The sequence below is a fragment of the Polaribacter sp. genome (assembly GCF_051251875.1).
Taxonomy (GTDB): Bacteria; Bacteroidota; Bacteroidia; order Flavobacteriales; family Flavobacteriaceae; genus Polaribacter.
In genome coordinates this window covers 90,637-107,572 of record NZ_JBPOGL010000002.1, presented here as the reverse complement: position 1 = coordinate 107,572, position 16,936 = coordinate 90,637, and the positions used below count along the sequence as shown (strand labels likewise).

The window sequence follows — 16,936 nt, the reverse complement described above, 5'->3', positions numbered from 1 at the left end:
TCTAACCTAATTTTTTATTTTAACTCTAAATACATTTTGTATTTAGAGTTTTTAGTTTTAAAAAAATGATGTAAAATTAACCCTATTTAATAGAACAATATAATTGTTTATCAATATCTAAAATTGTGGTATTTAAGTAATAAATTCAATTCTGTTATTAGTATTTTTGTGGAGGTTTTTTTATTGCTTTAAAAAACCTTTTACATTAAAAAAAAATATGAAATTAAGAATTACTATGACTATCCTATTTTTTATAGGTCTAAAGTCAATTGCGCAAATTAAATTTGAAAAAGGATATATCATTAATAACAATGATGAAAAAATAGAATGCCTAATAAAAAATGAAGATTGGCTTCACAATCCTACAAACTTCACGTATAAAATAAATAATAATTCACATGAAATTGAAGGAAATTTAAAAAATACTAAAGAGTTTGGTGTACATGAAATTAGTAAATATGTAAGATTTAAAGTGAATATAGATAAGTCTGTAACAAACGTAAATCAATTGAGTAATACAAGAATGTATGATTTTGTTATAGAAACCTTATTCCTAAAAGTTTTGGTAGAAGGAAAAGCCAACTTATATGGTTTGCAAGAAGGAAATCTAGCCAAATACTTTTATAAAAAAGAAAACACTACAATTAAACAATTAGAATATAAAGAATATTTAAACTCAAATAATTATCTAGCCAAAAATAAAAATTACTTAACACAATTAAGAATAGATGTTTTATGTGATAAAGTAGATTATAAAAATGTACTTTATAAAAAAAACAGTCTAGTTAAATATTTTATAACATATAATAATTGTAATAATAGTCTAACTAAAGATTACACAAAATTAAACAATATAAATAAATTTAATTTGAATTTTAAATTAGGAATAGGAAACACTATAATAAAACCATCAAATATTACTTATGGTTATACTAATATAGAAAGTAGCGGAATAAATATTAGAGCTGGCATTGAAGCAGAATATATTTTTTCATTTAATAAAAACAAATGGTCTTTATTTATAGAACCAACCTATCAAACTTATAGCGGAGATATTAAAGGTTCTCAATCTGGAGAAATTGATTATAACTCAATAGAATTACCTTTTGGTGTTAAACATTATATGTTTTTAAATGACAACTCTAAACTATTTATAAGTGGCGCCTATGTTATAGATTTTACAATGAATTCTAAAATTGATTTTAAAAATATTGGAGATTTAGAAATAAAATCAGGCCCAAGTACTCAAATTGGTTTTGGTTATAATTACGATAACAAATACACTATTGAAGCAAGATATAATACAGGTAGAGATATAACACTAGGCTATTCTTATTGGGAAACTAAATACAGTTCTTTTTCTATTGTTTTAGGATACAATTTTTTATAAAAGAAATTAAATCCTTTATTCTAATTTATAATTATTATTTTAGCTTTCAATATATGGATCAAGAGCTCTTAATTTTACAATTTCAACAGAAAAACGTTCAAGCGTATGAAAAACTATACAATATGTATTGTAATAGTATTTCTGGCGTTGTAAATACTATTGTAAAAAATGATGAAGTTGCTCAAGAAATTACCCAAGATGTATTTATAAAAGCTTGGAATAAATCTGAAACCTACTCTGCTAAAAAAGGTAGGTTTTTTACGTGGATTTTAAATATAGCAAGAAATGCAGCTATTGATTATACACGGTCTAAAAAATTTAAACAGTCTAAGCAAAACCTTAATGCCGATTTTTTCGTAGATATAATAGAGAGTAATGATTCTTTAGAAACTGCTACAGAAACTATTGGTTTAAAAGAATTTGTAACCAAATTAGGAGACAAATGTAAAGCAGTAATTGAGTTATTATATTTTAAAGGGTTTACGCAAAAGGAAGCATCAGAAGAATTAGAAATGCCAATTGGTACTATAAAAACAAGAAATAGAAATTGTATAGGCGAATTACGTACTATGCTAGGAGTTTAATAAATGGATATAAAAGAATACATAGCATCCGGAATTTTAGAACTGTACGTTGCAGGCTCGCTTTCTGAAAAAGAAAATGAGGAAATCTATGCTAAAATTCAAGAATATCCTGTGTTGTTAACTGAAGTAAAATCCATTGAAAAGGCAATTGTAAAACTTACGGCTGCCGCTAAAAAAGATAGTGAATACTCTTTTTCTGAGATAAAAAATCAGCTAAAAGTTGATGAAACAAAAGTAATTTCTATTTCCACTCAAAAAAATAACTGGTTGCAATATGCTGGTTGGGCAGCTTCATTGGTTATTGGTAGTATGTTAATTTGGTCTGTTGTACAAAACAATAAATTAAAAGAACAGATTGCTACAGATAAAAAACAATTAGAAGAACAAATTGATAAGGCTTCTAACAGCTTGGCAGATGCAGAAAAATTAATAACCATTTTTAGAGATAAAGATATTATTTCTGTGCCTTTGACAGGACAAAAAGTTTCTCCAAATTCTTATGCAAAAGTTTATTGGGATAAAAAAACCAACAGTATTTATCTAGATGCCAAAGGTTTACCAGACCCTCCTAAAGGAAAAGTATATCAAGTTTGGTCTTTAAAACTTAATCCGTTAACACCAACAAGTTTAGGAACCATAGACACCTTTACAGCAGATACCAACAAAATTTTTACTATTGACAATGCCAATCAATCAGAAGCATTTGGTATAACTTTAGAACCCGCAGGTGGAAGTGAATCTCCTACTTTAGAGCAATTATATACCTTAGGAGCTGTTGATTCTTAGCTATTTATAAAAAAATTTATTGTACTTTAACTTCATATTTTTACATTCACTTAATTCGTAAAATTTTATGACTTTAAATACGTACAAATTTGTCTTTTCTGTTCAAATTTCTCATTCCTATTTTTATAATAACGAAGCAATTCCTGTGCAATTTATTCCGAATAAAATAACGCAGAATATTTTTATTAAATTTGGTTTTGTCATACAAAAAACCCCAACAGGATTTAACTTGTATTCTAATACTACAGAAACTTTAGAAGCTTTGTTAACGTATATTGCAACTACAACAGAAGTAAAATCCTTTGAATTTAATCTTACAACCTCAGATTCTTTTTTTCCTACCTATACAGCTGATTTTCCAATAGAGAATATAGGCATGTTAACCTATACAACATCCGCTAATAATAATGCATTACAAGCTAGGCATATAGCACAATCTGACTTCAATAACTTTGGTGAATTGACCATACATTTTAAAGATTTTTTAAAATATTTTGAAGATAATTCTCCTGTTAATTATAAAATTTCTTTGGAAGCAAGATTAATACAATGGCAATATTACCTAATTAGTGAACAGACTTTAGATCTTTCTGAAATTTATATAAAAACCAATTCTAATATTCAATTTCACAAAACTGAGCGTCGTATTTTAAATAATAAAAGCGCTATTGTATTCTCTAGCAACACTTTAATTCCTTTACGAAATTTTAATGAGCATAAATTTGATTTGTATATTAATGAGAAAAAAATAATAGATGGATTGCCAATACCAAATGCCAATAAGGTAGATGTTGTTCTTAATAATGGAGAAAAAACAATTATTTCTGAGATGTATCTTTATCTTTAAGTTGTTTTTATTTGAATTTTTATACACATAAAAAATGCCCTCTGCACTATTGCAAAAGGCACTTTCTTCCAACTAAAATTAACCAAACTAATTCTTATCTTTTTTTTGACATATTTTAAAAATTATAACTTATGGTTGCTTTGGCAAAAAAAGGTGTTCCGGGTGTAAAATGAATTTCTTCTACAGCATTCACTTCATTTTGTAATCTAGATTCTGTGGCAAACTGAGTTTCATTCCAAGCTACATCAAAAATATTTTCTACTGCAATTCCAAAAGTAATGTCTTTCATTTTATAGTTGATATTAAAATCACTTACAAAATAACCATCTGCAATTATAGAATTGTCTTCATTTGCGGGTCTGTCATCAATAAAACGATAGCGAATTCCTCCAGAAAAATTTCCTAAATTATTAAATGATAAACCTCCTGCCAATGTAAATTTTGGTGCTAACGGAATGTAATCTTCTCCAGATACATTTTCTAAACTTCTAGCCTTTGTTAAGGTTGCATCTGTATCTAAATACAACCAATCTGTAAATTGATATCTTATTCCTACATCTAGACCAAATCGTTCAGATTTACCAGAAGGTTCTACAATACCAGCATCACCAACATATACAAATTCTTCTTCAGATAATAAATACCAAGCAGCTGTGTTCAGAACTAAATTGGGAAATGGTTTCCAAATATTTCCAAAATCTACTCCATAAGCTCTTGGCAAAACTTTATCAGCATTTTGTTGTAAAACAACTCTTGTGTCATTAGAGTGAAACCCAATTCCCGATTTTAAAAACCATTGTAAATTATCATTTTGACTATATAAAAAATTTAATTTAGGATTTACAATTGCCTTTGTTTTTGTTAAGGTTTCATAGGTTGTGTTTAAAGCATCGTTGTATAAAAATTTAAAATAATCTACTCTTAAAGCGGGTGCTATTTTAAATTTTCCTATTTCAAATTCAGAATTAAAAAAAGCATACATATTTGTTTGTTTTACATTTCCTAACTGAATACTATTTAGAACCTCACTCCTATTTTTTGTGTGCGATAATTCATTATCATTAATTAAATCATATCGTAAACCTACTCCTTTTGTAAATTTTGCCTCAATATTACCGTATTTTTTTTGGTTGATAATTTTAGCATTCATTCCAAAAACATCTCTATTTTCAAATTGTTTTATTTGATCTCCGTTTACAGCATCATCTAAAAAGAAAGTAAAATTAGAATACAACTCAAAATTATACTTTGAGTAAAAAACATTTGTTTTTAAAAGTGATTCATTGGCTAATGTTTTGTTTAATTGTACATTTAAATTGGTTCTAGAAGTAAATCCGCCTTCGGTATCATCAATAGTACCAAAACGAGTAATATTTCCATTTTTTACTTCTCTTTCTGGAATTTGCCCAGAAGCATCCCAACTACTTGTAAAATGAGAAGCAGTAAAAGTTACTCTTTCTTTCCCGTTTAAAAATGTGCTATACTTTCCAAAAATATTTAATCGATTAAAATTTTGTGGAGATTCAAAAGCACCATCGGTTGCAATATATTCTAAAGCAACGTATGCATTTTCATTCTTTTTATTTTCTAATAAATTAAACATTCCTAAAGTTCTCATAGAATTAAAATCTCCAAAACCTACAGATATTGTGTTCTTATGAATGGCTGTTTTTGTTGAAAAATCTACATAACCAGCGGTATTAAAATCACCCTGATTGGCATTATAAGGACCTTTGCCAAAATCTATTTTTTGAATGGTTTCTGGAATCACAAAATGCAAATCACTATAACCTTGACCGTGTGCGTGAGAAACCATATTTATTGGCATTCCGTCTACAGATAATGCAATATCTGTTCCATGATCAATATCAAAACCACGTAAAAAAATCTGTTCTGCTTTTCCGCCTCCAGCGTGTTGCCCAATAAATAAACCAGGTACTTTTCTTAGTATTTCTTGAGAGTTGTTTACAGGATTTACTTTTAAATCTACCTTAGAAATAGTTTGCATGGCATTTATTTCTTGGCGTAAAACCAATTCTTCTAACTGAAATATTTTAGTTTCCAAAACTATTGTAATTCCATTTTTTATGTTTTGCTCCTGTAGTATGAATTCTTTCTTTGCATATCCCAAAATACTAAGTTGAATACGATGATTTATAGCTACTTTTTCTAGTGCAAAATTTCCGTTTTCATCAGTATGCGTGTGTACATTATTATTGGTATTTATTACATAAACATTCTCTAAAGGCTCATTAAATTCATTAAACACACGTCCTTTTATTTGTTGGCCAAAAGTTTGTATACTTAGTGTAATCACAAAAAATAGTAGTAATTGTACTTTCATTTTATTATTTTTTTGGCGAATTTAAATATTTATTATCATTTTTTCAGTTAAAGGTCCTAATTCATATACAGCAGTTAGTAATTCTTTTTTCAGCATATTTGCTTCTTTAAATTTACCATTCGCCTTTAATATTTGTGCCGTATGAAGCAGTGCTTCTGGCTCAAAAGTTTTGTTTATTACATACTTTTTTGCTACTTCTAATGCCTTTTCTTTTTGTCCGTTTTTAAATAAAGACCAAGCCAATAAGTCATAAGATTGTGCTGTGGGTCTTTCAGAAACTTCTTGTTGTGCAATTTCTAATGCTTTTTGTTTTTTTGAATCATCATCAGCAAATAATAAAACATTGTATTTATGATACATTACGCCATATTTTTTATCATCCACTTTTGATAAATATTTATTAATATAATTTTCTTTTTCTACAATTTTCCCCATGTAATCTGCAATTTCGGCTTGAAGTAAATGATAATCTGGCGATGTATTTTCTTGCGTAATTGTTTCTAAAATACGCATTGCTTCTGTAGGATTTCTTTCATAAGAATACACAATCCAAGCAATTCCTTTTTTTGCATAGCTGTTATTTTTATCTAATTCTAATGCTTTTAAATAAGCATTATAAGAATCTTTTATGTTACCTGCATGACCATAATAATCTGCTAAATTTGTATAATTCCATTGCATTAAATACGTATTATTAGAAGCAGTTGCAATTTTTAAAGAAGCTTCTAAATATGTAATTGCCTTGTCTAAATCACCAATATGATCGTTGTATTTAGAAAGTCTTATTAAATAATTGAAATCTTTAAAATTTTTAACTTTAGATAAATAAGCCGTTACTTGGTCTAAGTGTCCTAATTCTAAATAGACATCTACCAACATTAAATGTGTTTGCGTTAATCCTTGCCCATTTTTCTCTGCTTTTTTTAGCAAACTTAATGCTTCTTTAAAACGGTGTTGAGAAATATAATTTCTTGCCAAAGCTCTTAAATAAGCAGCATTGTTATAATTTGTTTTTTGATTGGTAATTATTAGGTTTTGTTCTGCTTTTTTTAATTCATCAATATTCCCTGTAATTTTAAAGATTGATGCATTTGCAGAAGCTAATTTTGCATTGTAAGGATATTGATTTGGAGTATTGGTTAATTTCTTACTCCAAAAATTATATTCTTCTGTGGCTGTTTTTAAAGCCATATTTTCATCAACAGTTAAAAATGAATTGTAATCTTTAGTATTGGTAATGTTTTTATTTGATTTAGTGTTGCAACTTGTTGCCATTGAAAAAGTTACAAACAATAAAAATAGTTGGATATATTTCATGATGTATATTTTTTAGTTAGTTAAAAAAAAACTGGCTGTATCCCCCTAAAATACAGACCAGTTTTAACGGCACTCTACCATGGAGAGGCCAAATATGGAAATGATGTTAAAAATGCTTTGTCATTTGAATCTACATGATCATCTGATAAATTTGAGTTTTCAGTAAAATCTTCTCCTCCAAAAATTAATAGTAATTCTACTGTAATTACATCATCAGACAAAGCTCTTCCTGTTAAAACGTTGGTACCGTCATAAAAGGTTGTGGTGCCATCTAATGAAACATTTAAAACATCTGTAGCTAATAAACCTGTAAAAGTTGCAGCATCTAATCCTAATGCATTTTTATCACCAGGATTGCCATAAGCCGGACTTAAACCTTCTAAATTTGCTTGAAACATTGCCTGAAACATTGCGCCTTGTTGAGAAGGAGTTGAAACATTAAATGCATCTTTACTAGCGGCAGAAACAAATACAGTATTTACTGCTGGTCTTCCCATTTGATCTTGTTGTGCATACGTGCCCGAAAATTCTTTTTCTATTACAATGTTTGTTGAAGTGTCATCATCACTACAACTTGTAAAAGCGAACGATGTAAAAACTATAAGAGTTGCGTATATTATTTTATTTAATTTCATGATATATTATTTTAGTTGATAGTAATTATTGTTTTCTTTTTGCTTCTACCCAAGTATTAATTGTACCAGAGCCACCAATCATAGATTTTGGCACTTCAACTACAATAGAAAGTACATTTGAACCTGCAAACGTGTCTGAACCCGGATTATTAAAACCAGATGCATTTCCTGCTAATATTGCACCATATTGCGCAAAATCCATAAAGAAAGGATCATCTCTTGGTCCTGCAAAAAATTTCATTCCTTCATTGGTTGCAATAACTGCTTCTGTGCCATAGGCTGTAATTGCAACTTCAGATTTTGTTGCGCCTTCAAATACAGTACTATTTAATCCTGTTGTAGCTGGTTCATAAGGACCAAAAAAATGCATTTTACCATTTTTAGGAATTGCCTGGATTACTAAATTTTCAAAATTGTCATTGTCGGTATCTATGTTAAACTCTATCATAACATTGCCATCAAAACTTGCAGTAGCTGTTGCTGTAGGACTTAATAATCCTTGTACATTAGCTACAAATACTAAATTGTTTGTATCTTCTGCTTGAAAAGCATAGAAATCGGTAACATCTGCTGTTGTACCTTTTGTTGCAGGAGCATCTATATGATCTGCTGCAATTGCCATAAAACCTATAATCGCTACAAAAATGGTTCCTAATAAAATTTTACTTTTTTTCATTGTGTGAGTTTTTAGTTAATATTTAATTGATTCTCACTTATATTTACGAGAAAAAGATTGTTACGGTTTTTAAAAAAGTAAAATTTATTTATTATTTTTATCAAAACCCTTATAAACAAAGAGAAAAACAACATAAAAAAAATTAATACTCAGTAAATATTTGTACTATTGTATAGCAAAAAACACCCATTTTGAGTAATACTGAAAAAAAATCGACCTGGAAACATAGGCTTCATGAAATTATTTATGAAGCAGATACTAGAGAAGGCAAATTATTTGATGTTATTCTGTTAGTTGCTATTTTGGCTAGTATTCTTTTGGTAATGTTAGAAAGCATTGTAAGTTTTGATGATAAATACCATCAATTTTTAAACATTTCTGAATGGATAATCACCATACTTTTTTCAATTGAATATATTTTAAGAATTATTTCTATTCATAAACCCTATAAATATATTTTTAGCTTTTATGGTATCATAGATTTACTTTCTACTTTGCCAAAATATCTATCTCTTATTTTTATTGGTTCTCATCATTTGGCAGCATTAAGAGCTTTGCGTTTACTAAGAGTTTTTAGAATTTTAAAACTGGCAAGATATATTGGTGCTTCTGATAGATTATTATTAGCTTTAAGGTCTAGTAGAGCAAAAATAGCTGTTTTTCTATTTTTTGTGATTATCGTTTGCATTATTTTGGGTACTGTTATGTATATGATTGAAGGTGAAGAAAATGGATTTACAAATATTCCTGTAAGTGTTTATTGGGCCATTGTAACAATGACAACAGTGGGTTATGGAGACATTGCCCCTCATACACCATTGGGCCAATTAATAGCAAGTCTTATTATGATTTTAGGTTATGCCATTATTGCAATTCCTACAGGAATTGTTAGCTCAGAAATGACAAAAACTATAAAAGAAGTAGACACCAATACGCAAGCTTGCCCTACGTGTTTAAAAGATAATCATAAAAAAGGTGCCATTTTTTGCTACAATTGTGGCAATACTTTAAACTAATTTAATGAAGAATAACAATTACCTAATTACCATTGTTGGACCAACAGCAATAGGTAAAACTGCTTTAAGTATTGCATTGGCAAACCATTTTAAAACAGCTATTATTTCCTGCGATTCTCGTCAGTTCTACAAAGAAATGACCATTGGTACAGCCGTGCCAGATGAAGATGAATTAGCTGCTGCAAAACATCATTTTATACAAAATAGAAGTATTTTTGATGACTATAATGTGGGTGATTTTGAAAGAGATACACTAAAAAAACTAGACAACTTGTTTCAAGAAAACCCCATTCAAATAATGGTTGGCGGAAGCGGTTTGTATGTAGATGCTGTATTAAAAGGCTTAGACTATTTTCCACAAGTGGATGAAAAAATTAGAACAAACCTAACAAACCAACTTAAAGTAGAAGGCATAGAATCTCTTCAAAATCAATTAAAAGAATTAGATTTAGAAACCTTTAACACCATAGCTATTGATAATCCGCATAGAGTAATTAGAGCTTTAGAAATCTGTATTGGAAGCGGAACGCCCTATTCAACTTTTAAAAATAAACCCAAAAAACCACGTAATTTTACCTCCATAAAAATTGGTTTAACCGCAGATAGAGAAATTATTTACAACAGAATAAATGAACGTGTAAATATTATGATGGAAAACGGTTTGTTAGAAGAAGCTAAAAAGTTACATCAACATAAAGAACTAAACGCTTTAAAAACTGTGGGTTATAGAGAATTATTTTCTTATTTTGAAGGAGAATTCACCAAAGAATTTGCTATTTCTGAAATTAAAAAAAATACAAGACGATTTGCAAAAAGACAAGGAACTTGGTTTAGAAAAGATGAAACAATAACATGGTTTGATTACAAAACGAATGTGAATGAAATTATAAAAACTATTGAAACAATAGTGCAAAACAATGAAAGATAAGTTTATAAACTTTAACTTTTTTTTTAATCCACTTATTTGCCTAAATCACTCTCTTTTATATCTTTGTCGCACTAAAACAAAAACATGAAATCAAAAATTATATTTATTGGTATTGCATTATTAAGTACAATAACATTTGCACAAACAAAAGTGGGTACAATAGACAGCGATTATATTATTTCTATAATGCCAGAAGCTAAAATTGTTCTAAAAAGATCAGAAAATTACGGAGCAAAATTAGATTCATCCTTTACTCTAAAAATTAAAAAATTTCAAGAAGAAGTAGAAGTTTATAAAAAAGAAGAAAAAACCTTAGGAGATTTGGCTAAAAAAGGTAGAATTAAAGAACTTTCTGAAATGGAAGCGGACATTAAAAAATACCAACAAAATGGTAATCAATTAATGCAACTAAAACAAGATGAATTAATGCGCCCGTTGTATAAAAAATTAAGTGATGTTATTAAAGAAGTATCAGAATCTAATAACTATACACAAATATTAACCATCACAGGAAATCAGTTTGCTTATATTGATGAGAAATTTGATATTACAGAGTTGGTTATCAAAAAATTAGGAATTGTTATTCCTACTGAAAAAAAATAATACGTAAATTTATGCTCACAAACAAAGCCTCGCAAAATTGCGAGGCTTTGTTTGTTTATAAAAATATGTTATTCTAAAATACCACTAAACTTGAAAGGATTCTAAATTAAAAGCTTCGCTTATTTCTTTATAGACAATTTTTCCATTTACAATATTCAAGCCTTTTTCAAGAGTTTCATCTCTGTCACATGCTTTTTCCCAGCCTAAATCTGCTAATTTTATTACATAAGGTAAGGTAACATTTGTTAAAGCCATTGTAGAAGTGTAAGGTACTGCGCCTGGCATATTTGCCACACAATAATGAACAATATCATCAATAATATAGGTAGGACTTTCATGTGTAGTAGCTTTTGTTGTTTCAAAACATCCACCTTGATCTACGGCAACATCAACAACAACTGTTCCTGGTCTCATTTCTTTTAACATATCTCTAGTGATTAATTTAGGTGCTTTTGCCCCTTTTAACAAAACACCTCCAATAATTAAATCGTGAGTTTTAATATGTTTTCTAATACTATATTCGTTAGAAAATTCAGTAACAACATGATTTGGCAACACGTCATTTACATATCGTAATTGCTTCATGTTTACATCCATTATGGTAACATGAGCGCCCAAACCAGCAGCCATTTTTGCAGCTTGAACACCTACAACTCCAGCACCTAAAATTAAAACTTTACCAGGCGCAACTCCAGGAACACCACCAAGAAGAATTCCTCTACCCTTAATTGGTTTTTCTAAATATTTTGCTCCTTGCTGAATTGCCATTCTTCCTGCAACTTCAGACATTGGTGTTAATAAAGGCAAAGTTCCGTCTTTGTCTTCTACGGTTTCATAAGCAATACAAACAGATTTACTCTCAATCATTGCTTTTGTTAAAGGCTCACTAGAAGCAAAATGAAAATAGGTAAAAACAACTTGATTTGGTGTAATTAATTTATATTCTTCTTCTATAGGTTCTTTTACCTTTACAATAAGTTCACTAGCTGCATAAACCTCAGCTATCGTTTCTAAAATTGTTGCACCTACTTCTTGGTAATCGGCATCAAAAAAACCACTTCCTTCTCCTGCAGTAGCTTGCACATAAACAGTATGATTTCTTTTTGTTAATTCAAATACACCAGCAGGTGTCATACCTACTCTATTCTCATTGTTTTTGATTTCTTTAGGAACTCCAATTTTCATTTTTTCAATTTTAAAGTTTATGGCCATAAATTTACATTGATTTAATGGCTCCTTAAACAAAAAATAATGAATGTTTAATTTTTATGATTAACATAAAATGCAAGGCAATAATTGATGAATAAAAAAAATAAACGATTCTGTTTTTATTATTGGTAAAAACTAATTAAAATCTATACATAAATTATAATAATTGAATTATAATTTGCGCATTTAAATGCCGATTTAAGCACTTTTTCACCAATAACCAGATATTTTATTGATAAACTTAAAAAAGATAGATAGTTATTTTTTAAATAACTACAATCCTTACTTTTTTCTTTTTTAAACGAGAATTGTTTAATTTCTCTATCAATGTTGCTGTTAAGGTTGATGGAACAGCCACAAAAGCACAATCTTGTTTCAACTCTATTGCACCCAATTGTTCTTTGCTTAATTTTCCTTGTTTTATAAACAAACCAGCTATATCTCCTTTAGAAATTTTATCTTTTCTACCTCCTGATATAAATAAAGTTTCCCAAAAAACAGGCTTTCTTTCTGCTTGCTTAGAAATATCTTGAACATCAGCATTTTTAATAAAATCTGGTAAACGTTCGTCTTTCCATTTTAAAACAAACGCAGTTCCTTCCGCAGAAACTCTTGCCGTACGACCGTTTCTATGTGTAAATTCTTCTACGGCTTGTGGTAATTCATAATGAATTATAAAACTCATTTCTGGCACATCAATACCTCTAGCTGCTAAATCTGTAGCTATTAATAATTGATTGGTCCCGTTTCTAAATTTAATTAAAGAACGTTCTCTGTCTTTTTGTTCCATTCCACCACTAAAACAACCGTGTTTAATGTTCTTACTTTCTAAAAATGAACTTACATTATTGATAGAATCTTTTAAATTACAAAAAACAATTCCTTGTTTATTTCCTAAATAATTTAACAAATGTAATAAGGTATTTAATTTATTTTTTGCTGGAGAAACTACTGTTTTTATTTGTAATTTAGAAGTTGTTGCTTTTAAATAATTAACCGTATTTGGCTTATTTAAACCTACAAAATCAGGAATCTCAACTCCTTGTGTTGCAGACGTTAATATACGCTTATTTAAAGCAGATAATTGATTTATAATATTACGCATTTCATACTCAAAACCTACCTCTAAAGACTTATCAAATTCATCTAAAATTAAGGTTTTAATATGGTCTTTAGAAAAACGTTCATTTGCAAAATGATCTGAAATTCTACCAGGTGTTCCTATTAAAATTGCTGGAATATGCTTTAATTCTATCTTATCCTTAGACATTGGTCTACCTCCATAGACGGCATTTACTTTAAAACCAGAACCCATAGAACGAATTACTTGTTCTATTTGAATTGCCAATTCTCTTGAAGGTACTAAAATTAAAGCTTGAACTTCTTCTAAGCTCGGATCTAAAAATTCTAATAATGGCAAAGAAAAAGCCAAGGTTTTTCCTGTTCCTGTTGGCGAAAGTAATATGACATTATCATTTTTATGAATTGTAGCAATTGCTTCTTTTTGCATCTGATTTAACGCTACAATCTGCAATTTTGCTAATATATCTTCTTGAGTTTTTATAATATTTGCCATCGTTATTTCTTTTTCTTCTTTTTAATTACTACTGATTTAGTTTTTGCACTAGCTGTTTGAGCTAAATAATTTGCGATAACTTTATCTACCAACTCTTCTTTTGTTAAATGATGAAAAATGGTTTTTATCTCCCCTTTTAAATCTTCTGAAATTGCACGATTTGGTTTTGTTTTAAATACTTTTTTGGCCCACAAAATGGTATTATTATCTTCAATACTTTGTGCATCTGCTTTTTTATATTCAGTAAAAACCAATCCTAAATCTTCTTCAAATTCAGGTATTTCTTCTACTTCTTCTGGTTGTATTACACTTAAAGAAAGTCCCGTTGCTCCTGCCCTAGCTGTTCGTCCGCTTCTATGAACATACGTATCATATCTATCTGGTAAATGATAATTTACTACATAAGAAATTTCTTTCACATCAATACCTCTAGCTGCCAAATCTGTTGCTACTAAAATATCGATATTACCTTCTCTAAATTGTCCCATTACTCGGTCACGAATTCCTTGGGATAAACTACCATGCAAAGCGCCAGAAGAGAATTTATTAATGGCTAAATTTTTAGCCAATTTATTAACGGCTGCTTTTGTTTTACAGAAAATAATTCCGCGTTCTCCTTCTTTTGTCGATAAAAAATGCATTAAAACATTTAGTTTTTCTATCGGTTCTACTACTACATATTGATGATCAATCCCTTTATGCCCAACAGAATCCATATCTGTTTCTATATGTTCTACATGTTTAGACATATAGTTTTGTATCAATTGCTTGATGGTTCCAGGCATCGTTGCTGTAAACAACAAGGTTCTTCTCACATTCGGAATTTCTTTTATAATCGCATCAACTTCTTCCTTTAAAGCACTCACCATTTCATCAGCTTCATCTAAAACAAAATAGTTTATTTTAGTAATATCAATAGCTTCTCGTTTCATTAAATCTACCAAACGACCTGGTGTAGCCACCACAATATTTGGATGCTTTTTAATGGCTTCAATCTGTGGTTTTATTGGGATTCCTCCACAAATAGAAACAATCTTTTCTATTTGTTCCTCAGGAGAAAAAGAAACTAAATTGTCATAAATTTGGTGTCCTAATTCTCTTGTAGGTGCTAAAATTAAAACTTGTATGTGAGTTTCATCAGCTTTAATTTTTTGTAATAAAGGCAACCCGAAAGCAGCTGTTTTTCCTGTCCCTGTTTTTGCCAAAACCACCATATCTTTCTTTTTATGTAGGATAAAAGGAATGGTTTTTTCTTGAACTGCGGTAGGAACGGTAATTTCTAATTTTGCTAAACGTGCTTCTAATTCTTTATGAATTCCTAAAGATGAAAAGGTTTTTGACATTAAATATATTTTTTGCAAAGGTAGCAATAAGGTTCTAGTTTATTAAAGAAATAATGGTTCATGAATTTAAAATGTTTTTTTAAGAATATCGTCAGGATTATATCACAAATAATGGTAAAATAGCTTTCTTGAATCTGTATCTTTGTACTTTAAAATAATAGGAAAATCTTTTGAAACAAATAAAAGCATACCTAGAACAAATAGCTTCCATATCTGATAAAGATTGGGATTTTTTTACGTCTAAATTGCAGCCTCGCATAATTAAAAAAAAAGCTATTTTCTTAAAACTAAATGAAATAGAAAATCATATTTCTTTTATAGAATCTGGCGTGGTGCGTTTGTATATTCCTAAAGAAAATCCGGAAAAAGAAATCACCTTTGGTTTTAGCTTTAAAGACCAATTTATAAGTGCATACGATTCTTTTTTAACCAGAAAACCTTCTGCTTACGAACTACAAGCACTTACAGAAACAACTATTTTAAGCATTTCTTATACAGATTTACAAGAAATTTATAGAACCACCCAAATTGGTAATTTAATTGGTAGATTAACTGCAGAACGTTTGTTTTTAATAAAATCTAGTAGAGAACAAAACTTACTAAACCTTACTGCAGAAGAACGCTACCTTAAATTATTTAAAGAACGACCAGAGGTTTTAAAAGAAATTCCATTAAAATATATTAGTTCGTACATTGGCGTAACTGCACAAGCTTTAAGTAGAATTAGAAAACGCATCGTTTAAAAAACTTCCTACTATTTTTTTTGTAAAACATTTCCCGCCACGGCGGAAACAAAAATAAAAGATTTTATTTCATTTTTTTATTGATTTAGGTTCATTGTTTCCCTTAAAACAGCTAACTATCTTTGTAAAAAATATAAGTATGGCAGTAGTTATTTTTATTATAGTACTTTGGTATGGAGGTTTGTTTTTTCAATCTTTCTTTTTACATCGATATGCAGCACATCAAGTATTTACCATGTCTAAAACCATGGAAAAAATCACTTTTATTTTAACGTGGTTTTTTCAAGGATCTAGTTATTTAAGTGCTTACGGCTACGGAATTATGCACAGAATGCATCATGCGTATACAGATACAGAAAAAGACCCACACTCTCCTTCTTACGATGCAAATATGTTTGCAATGATGTGGAAAACAAAAAATATTTATCAAGATATAAATGAGCAACGCATTGCAATTGATGAACGTTTTACCAAAAATGTACCACAATGGAAATCTTTTGACTCCTTTGCTGGTTCTCGTTTTTCTCGTTTGCTTTGGATTGCTTTTTACATTTTATTCTTTGTCTTTTTTGTAACGGCTTGGTGGCAATGGTTGTTACTACCAATCGCTTTTTTAATGGCGCCAATTCATGGAGTAATCATCAACTGGTTTGGACATATTTATGGGTATGTAAATTTTAAAATGAAAAACACTAGTAAGAATCTTTTTCATTTCGATTTTTTAATGATGGGCGAAGGCTATCATAACAATCATCATAAACATGCAAGCAGTGCAAACTTTGGTGTAAAATGGCATGAAATAGACATCACCTATTTAATAATAAAGCTTTTAGACTTTTTAGGAATAATTAAATTGAAAGCAATTAAAGTAAAAAATTAGATCTTATAAAACGCTAAATATATTTTCTATACAAGCAATAACTATTTAAATAATTAGAA

General features: G+C 29.1%; 16 protein-coding genes. 9 read left to right on the top strand and 7 right to left on the bottom strand.

Annotation, left to right across the window (positions count from 1 at the left end; translation table 11 throughout):
• The first annotated feature begins 217 nt into the window (after window positions 1-217).
• The 4 genes from ACSHW5_RS01655 to ACSHW5_RS01640 all read left to right on the top strand — a co-directional run bounded on the left by ACSHW5_RS01655 (window position 218) and on the right by ACSHW5_RS01640 (window position 3,607).
• Entirely contained in the window at window positions 218-1,390 is a 1,173-nt protein-coding gene (locus tag ACSHW5_RS01655) for a tRNA modification GTPase (RefSeq protein ID WP_435674364.1), read from the top strand.
• A gap of 53 nt (window positions 1,391-1,443) precedes the next feature.
• Window positions 1,444-1,974, top strand: a complete 531-nt coding sequence (locus ACSHW5_RS01650; protein ID WP_435674363.1) for an RNA polymerase sigma factor — start codon at window positions 1,444-1,446, stop codon at window positions 1,972-1,974.
• Between the two features lie 3 nt (window positions 1,975-1,977).
• Window positions 1,978-2,760 (top strand): anti-sigma factor, encoded by a 783-nt coding sequence (locus ACSHW5_RS01645; RefSeq protein WP_435674362.1) that lies wholly within the window; start codon window positions 1,978-1,980, stop codon window positions 2,758-2,760.
• Between the two features lie 67 nt (window positions 2,761-2,827).
• Window positions 2,828-3,607, top strand: coding sequence for a hypothetical protein (locus tag ACSHW5_RS01640; protein ID WP_435674361.1), 780 nt, complete (start codon window positions 2,828-2,830; stop codon window positions 3,605-3,607).
• A 115-nt stretch (window positions 3,608-3,722) separates the two neighbouring features.
• On the opposite strand, the gene ACSHW5_RS01635 is transcribed toward ACSHW5_RS01640, so the two are convergent.
• The 4 genes from ACSHW5_RS01635 to ACSHW5_RS01620 all read right to left on the bottom strand — a co-directional run bounded on the left by ACSHW5_RS01635 (window position 3,723) and on the right by ACSHW5_RS01620 (window position 8,579).
• Window positions 3,723-5,951, bottom strand: a complete 2,229-nt coding sequence (locus ACSHW5_RS01635; protein WP_435674360.1) for a TonB-dependent receptor plug domain-containing protein — start codon at window positions 5,949-5,951, stop codon at window positions 3,723-3,725.
• Between the two features lie 21 nt (window positions 5,952-5,972).
• On the bottom strand, window positions 5,973-7,268 hold the full coding sequence (locus ACSHW5_RS01630) for a tetratricopeptide repeat protein (protein ID WP_435674359.1): 1,296 nt from the start codon (window positions 7,266-7,268) through the stop codon (window positions 5,973-5,975).
• Between the two features lie 74 nt (window positions 7,269-7,342).
• Window positions 7,343-7,903 (bottom strand): DUF4331 family protein, encoded by a 561-nt coding sequence (locus ACSHW5_RS01625; protein ID WP_435674358.1) that lies wholly within the window; start codon window positions 7,901-7,903, stop codon window positions 7,343-7,345.
• A gap of 25 nt (window positions 7,904-7,928) precedes the next feature.
• Window positions 7,929-8,579: a DUF4331 family protein gene (locus ACSHW5_RS01620; RefSeq protein ID WP_435674357.1), complete on the bottom strand. Its 651-nt coding sequence runs from the start codon at window positions 8,577-8,579 to the stop codon at window positions 7,929-7,931.
• 191 nt (window positions 8,580-8,770) lie between these two features.
• Here ACSHW5_RS01620 and ACSHW5_RS01615 point away from each other — a divergent pair, with 191 nt between their 5' ends.
• The 3 genes from ACSHW5_RS01615 to ACSHW5_RS01605 all read left to right on the top strand — a co-directional run bounded on the left by ACSHW5_RS01615 (window position 8,771) and on the right by ACSHW5_RS01605 (window position 11,126).
• Entirely contained in the window at window positions 8,771-9,595 is an 825-nt protein-coding gene (locus ACSHW5_RS01615; RefSeq protein ID WP_435674356.1) for an ion transporter, read from the top strand.
• 4 nt (window positions 9,596-9,599) lie between these two features.
• Complete coding sequence (gene miaA, locus ACSHW5_RS01610; RefSeq protein ID WP_435674355.1) at window positions 9,600-10,523, top strand: tRNA (adenosine(37)-N6)-dimethylallyltransferase MiaA; 924 nt, start codon at window positions 9,600-9,602, stop codon at window positions 10,521-10,523.
• Between the two features lie 84 nt (window positions 10,524-10,607).
• A complete protein-coding gene (locus tag ACSHW5_RS01605) occupies window positions 10,608-11,126 on the top strand; it encodes an OmpH family outer membrane protein (RefSeq protein WP_435674354.1) in 519 nt (172 codons plus the stop codon).
• Between the two features lie 84 nt (window positions 11,127-11,210).
• Here ACSHW5_RS01605 and ald read toward each other — a convergent pair whose 3' ends face one another.
• From ald to ACSHW5_RS01590, 3 genes are all read right to left on the bottom strand, one after another.
• Window positions 11,211-12,311, bottom strand: a complete 1,101-nt coding sequence (gene ald / locus ACSHW5_RS01600; RefSeq protein ID WP_435674353.1) for an alanine dehydrogenase — start codon at window positions 12,309-12,311, stop codon at window positions 11,211-11,213.
• Window positions 12,312-12,600: 289 nt separating this feature from the next.
• Window positions 12,601-13,911: a DEAD/DEAH box helicase gene (locus ACSHW5_RS01595; protein ID WP_435674352.1), complete on the bottom strand. Its 1,311-nt coding sequence runs from the start codon at window positions 13,909-13,911 to the stop codon at window positions 12,601-12,603.
• A gap of 2 nt (window positions 13,912-13,913) precedes the next feature.
• Window positions 13,914-15,254: a DEAD/DEAH box helicase gene (locus ACSHW5_RS01590; RefSeq protein WP_435674351.1), complete on the bottom strand. Its 1,341-nt coding sequence runs from the start codon at window positions 15,252-15,254 to the stop codon at window positions 13,914-13,916.
• 170 nt (window positions 15,255-15,424) lie between these two features.
• Between ACSHW5_RS01590 and ACSHW5_RS01585 the strand changes: the two genes are divergently transcribed.
• Complete coding sequence (locus ACSHW5_RS01585; RefSeq protein ID WP_435674350.1) at window positions 15,425-15,997, top strand: Crp/Fnr family transcriptional regulator; 573 nt, start codon at window positions 15,425-15,427, stop codon at window positions 15,995-15,997.
• Between the two features lie 139 nt (window positions 15,998-16,136).
• Window positions 16,137-16,877 carry an acyl-CoA desaturase gene (locus ACSHW5_RS01580; RefSeq protein WP_435674349.1) on the top strand — a complete coding sequence of 247 codons (741 nt, stop codon included), beginning with the start codon at window positions 16,137-16,139 and terminating at the stop codon, window positions 16,875-16,877.
• The last annotated feature ends 59 nt before the right edge of the window (window positions 16,878-16,936 follow it).

What these genes read in the sequence shown, in the direction of transcription:
- ACSHW5_RS01655 (WP_435674364.1), top strand. Translation starts at nt 218, where the DNA reads ATGAAATTAAGAATTACTATGACTATCCTATTTTTTATAGGTCTAAAG.
- ACSHW5_RS01650 (WP_435674363.1), top strand. Translation starts at nt 1,444, where the DNA reads ATGGATCAAGAGCTCTTAATTTTACAATTTCAACAGAAAAACGTTCAA.
- ACSHW5_RS01645 (WP_435674362.1), top strand. Translation starts at nt 1,978, where the DNA reads ATGGATATAAAAGAATACATAGCATCCGGAATTTTAGAACTGTACGTT.
- ACSHW5_RS01640 (WP_435674361.1), top strand. Translation starts at nt 2,828, where the DNA reads ATGACTTTAAATACGTACAAATTTGTCTTTTCTGTTCAAATTTCTCAT.
- ACSHW5_RS01635 (WP_435674360.1), bottom strand. Translation starts at nt 5,951, where the DNA reads ATGAAAGTACAATTACTACTATTTTTTGTGATTACACTAAGTATACAA.
- ACSHW5_RS01630 (WP_435674359.1), bottom strand. Translation starts at nt 7,268, where the DNA reads ATGAAATATATCCAACTATTTTTATTGTTTGTAACTTTTTCAATGGCA.
- ACSHW5_RS01625 (WP_435674358.1), bottom strand. Translation starts at nt 7,903, where the DNA reads ATGAAATTAAATAAAATAATATACGCAACTCTTATAGTTTTTACATCG.
- ACSHW5_RS01620 (WP_435674357.1), bottom strand. Translation starts at nt 8,579, where the DNA reads ATGAAAAAAAGTAAAATTTTATTAGGAACCATTTTTGTAGCGATTATA.
- miaA (WP_435674355.1), top strand. Translation starts at nt 9,600, where the DNA reads ATGAAGAATAACAATTACCTAATTACCATTGTTGGACCAACAGCAATA.
- ACSHW5_RS01605 (WP_435674354.1), top strand. Translation starts at nt 10,608, where the DNA reads ATGAAATCAAAAATTATATTTATTGGTATTGCATTATTAAGTACAATA.
- ald (WP_435674353.1), bottom strand. Translation starts at nt 12,311, where the DNA reads ATGAAAATTGGAGTTCCTAAAGAAATCAAAAACAATGAGAATAGAGTA.
- ACSHW5_RS01595 (WP_435674352.1), bottom strand. Translation starts at nt 13,911, where the DNA reads ATGGCAAATATTATAAAAACTCAAGAAGATATATTAGCAAAATTGCAG.
- ACSHW5_RS01590 (WP_435674351.1), bottom strand. Translation starts at nt 15,254, where the DNA reads ATGTCAAAAACCTTTTCATCTTTAGGAATTCATAAAGAATTAGAAGCA.
- ACSHW5_RS01580 (WP_435674349.1), top strand. Translation starts at nt 16,137, where the DNA reads ATGGCAGTAGTTATTTTTATTATAGTACTTTGGTATGGAGGTTTGTTT.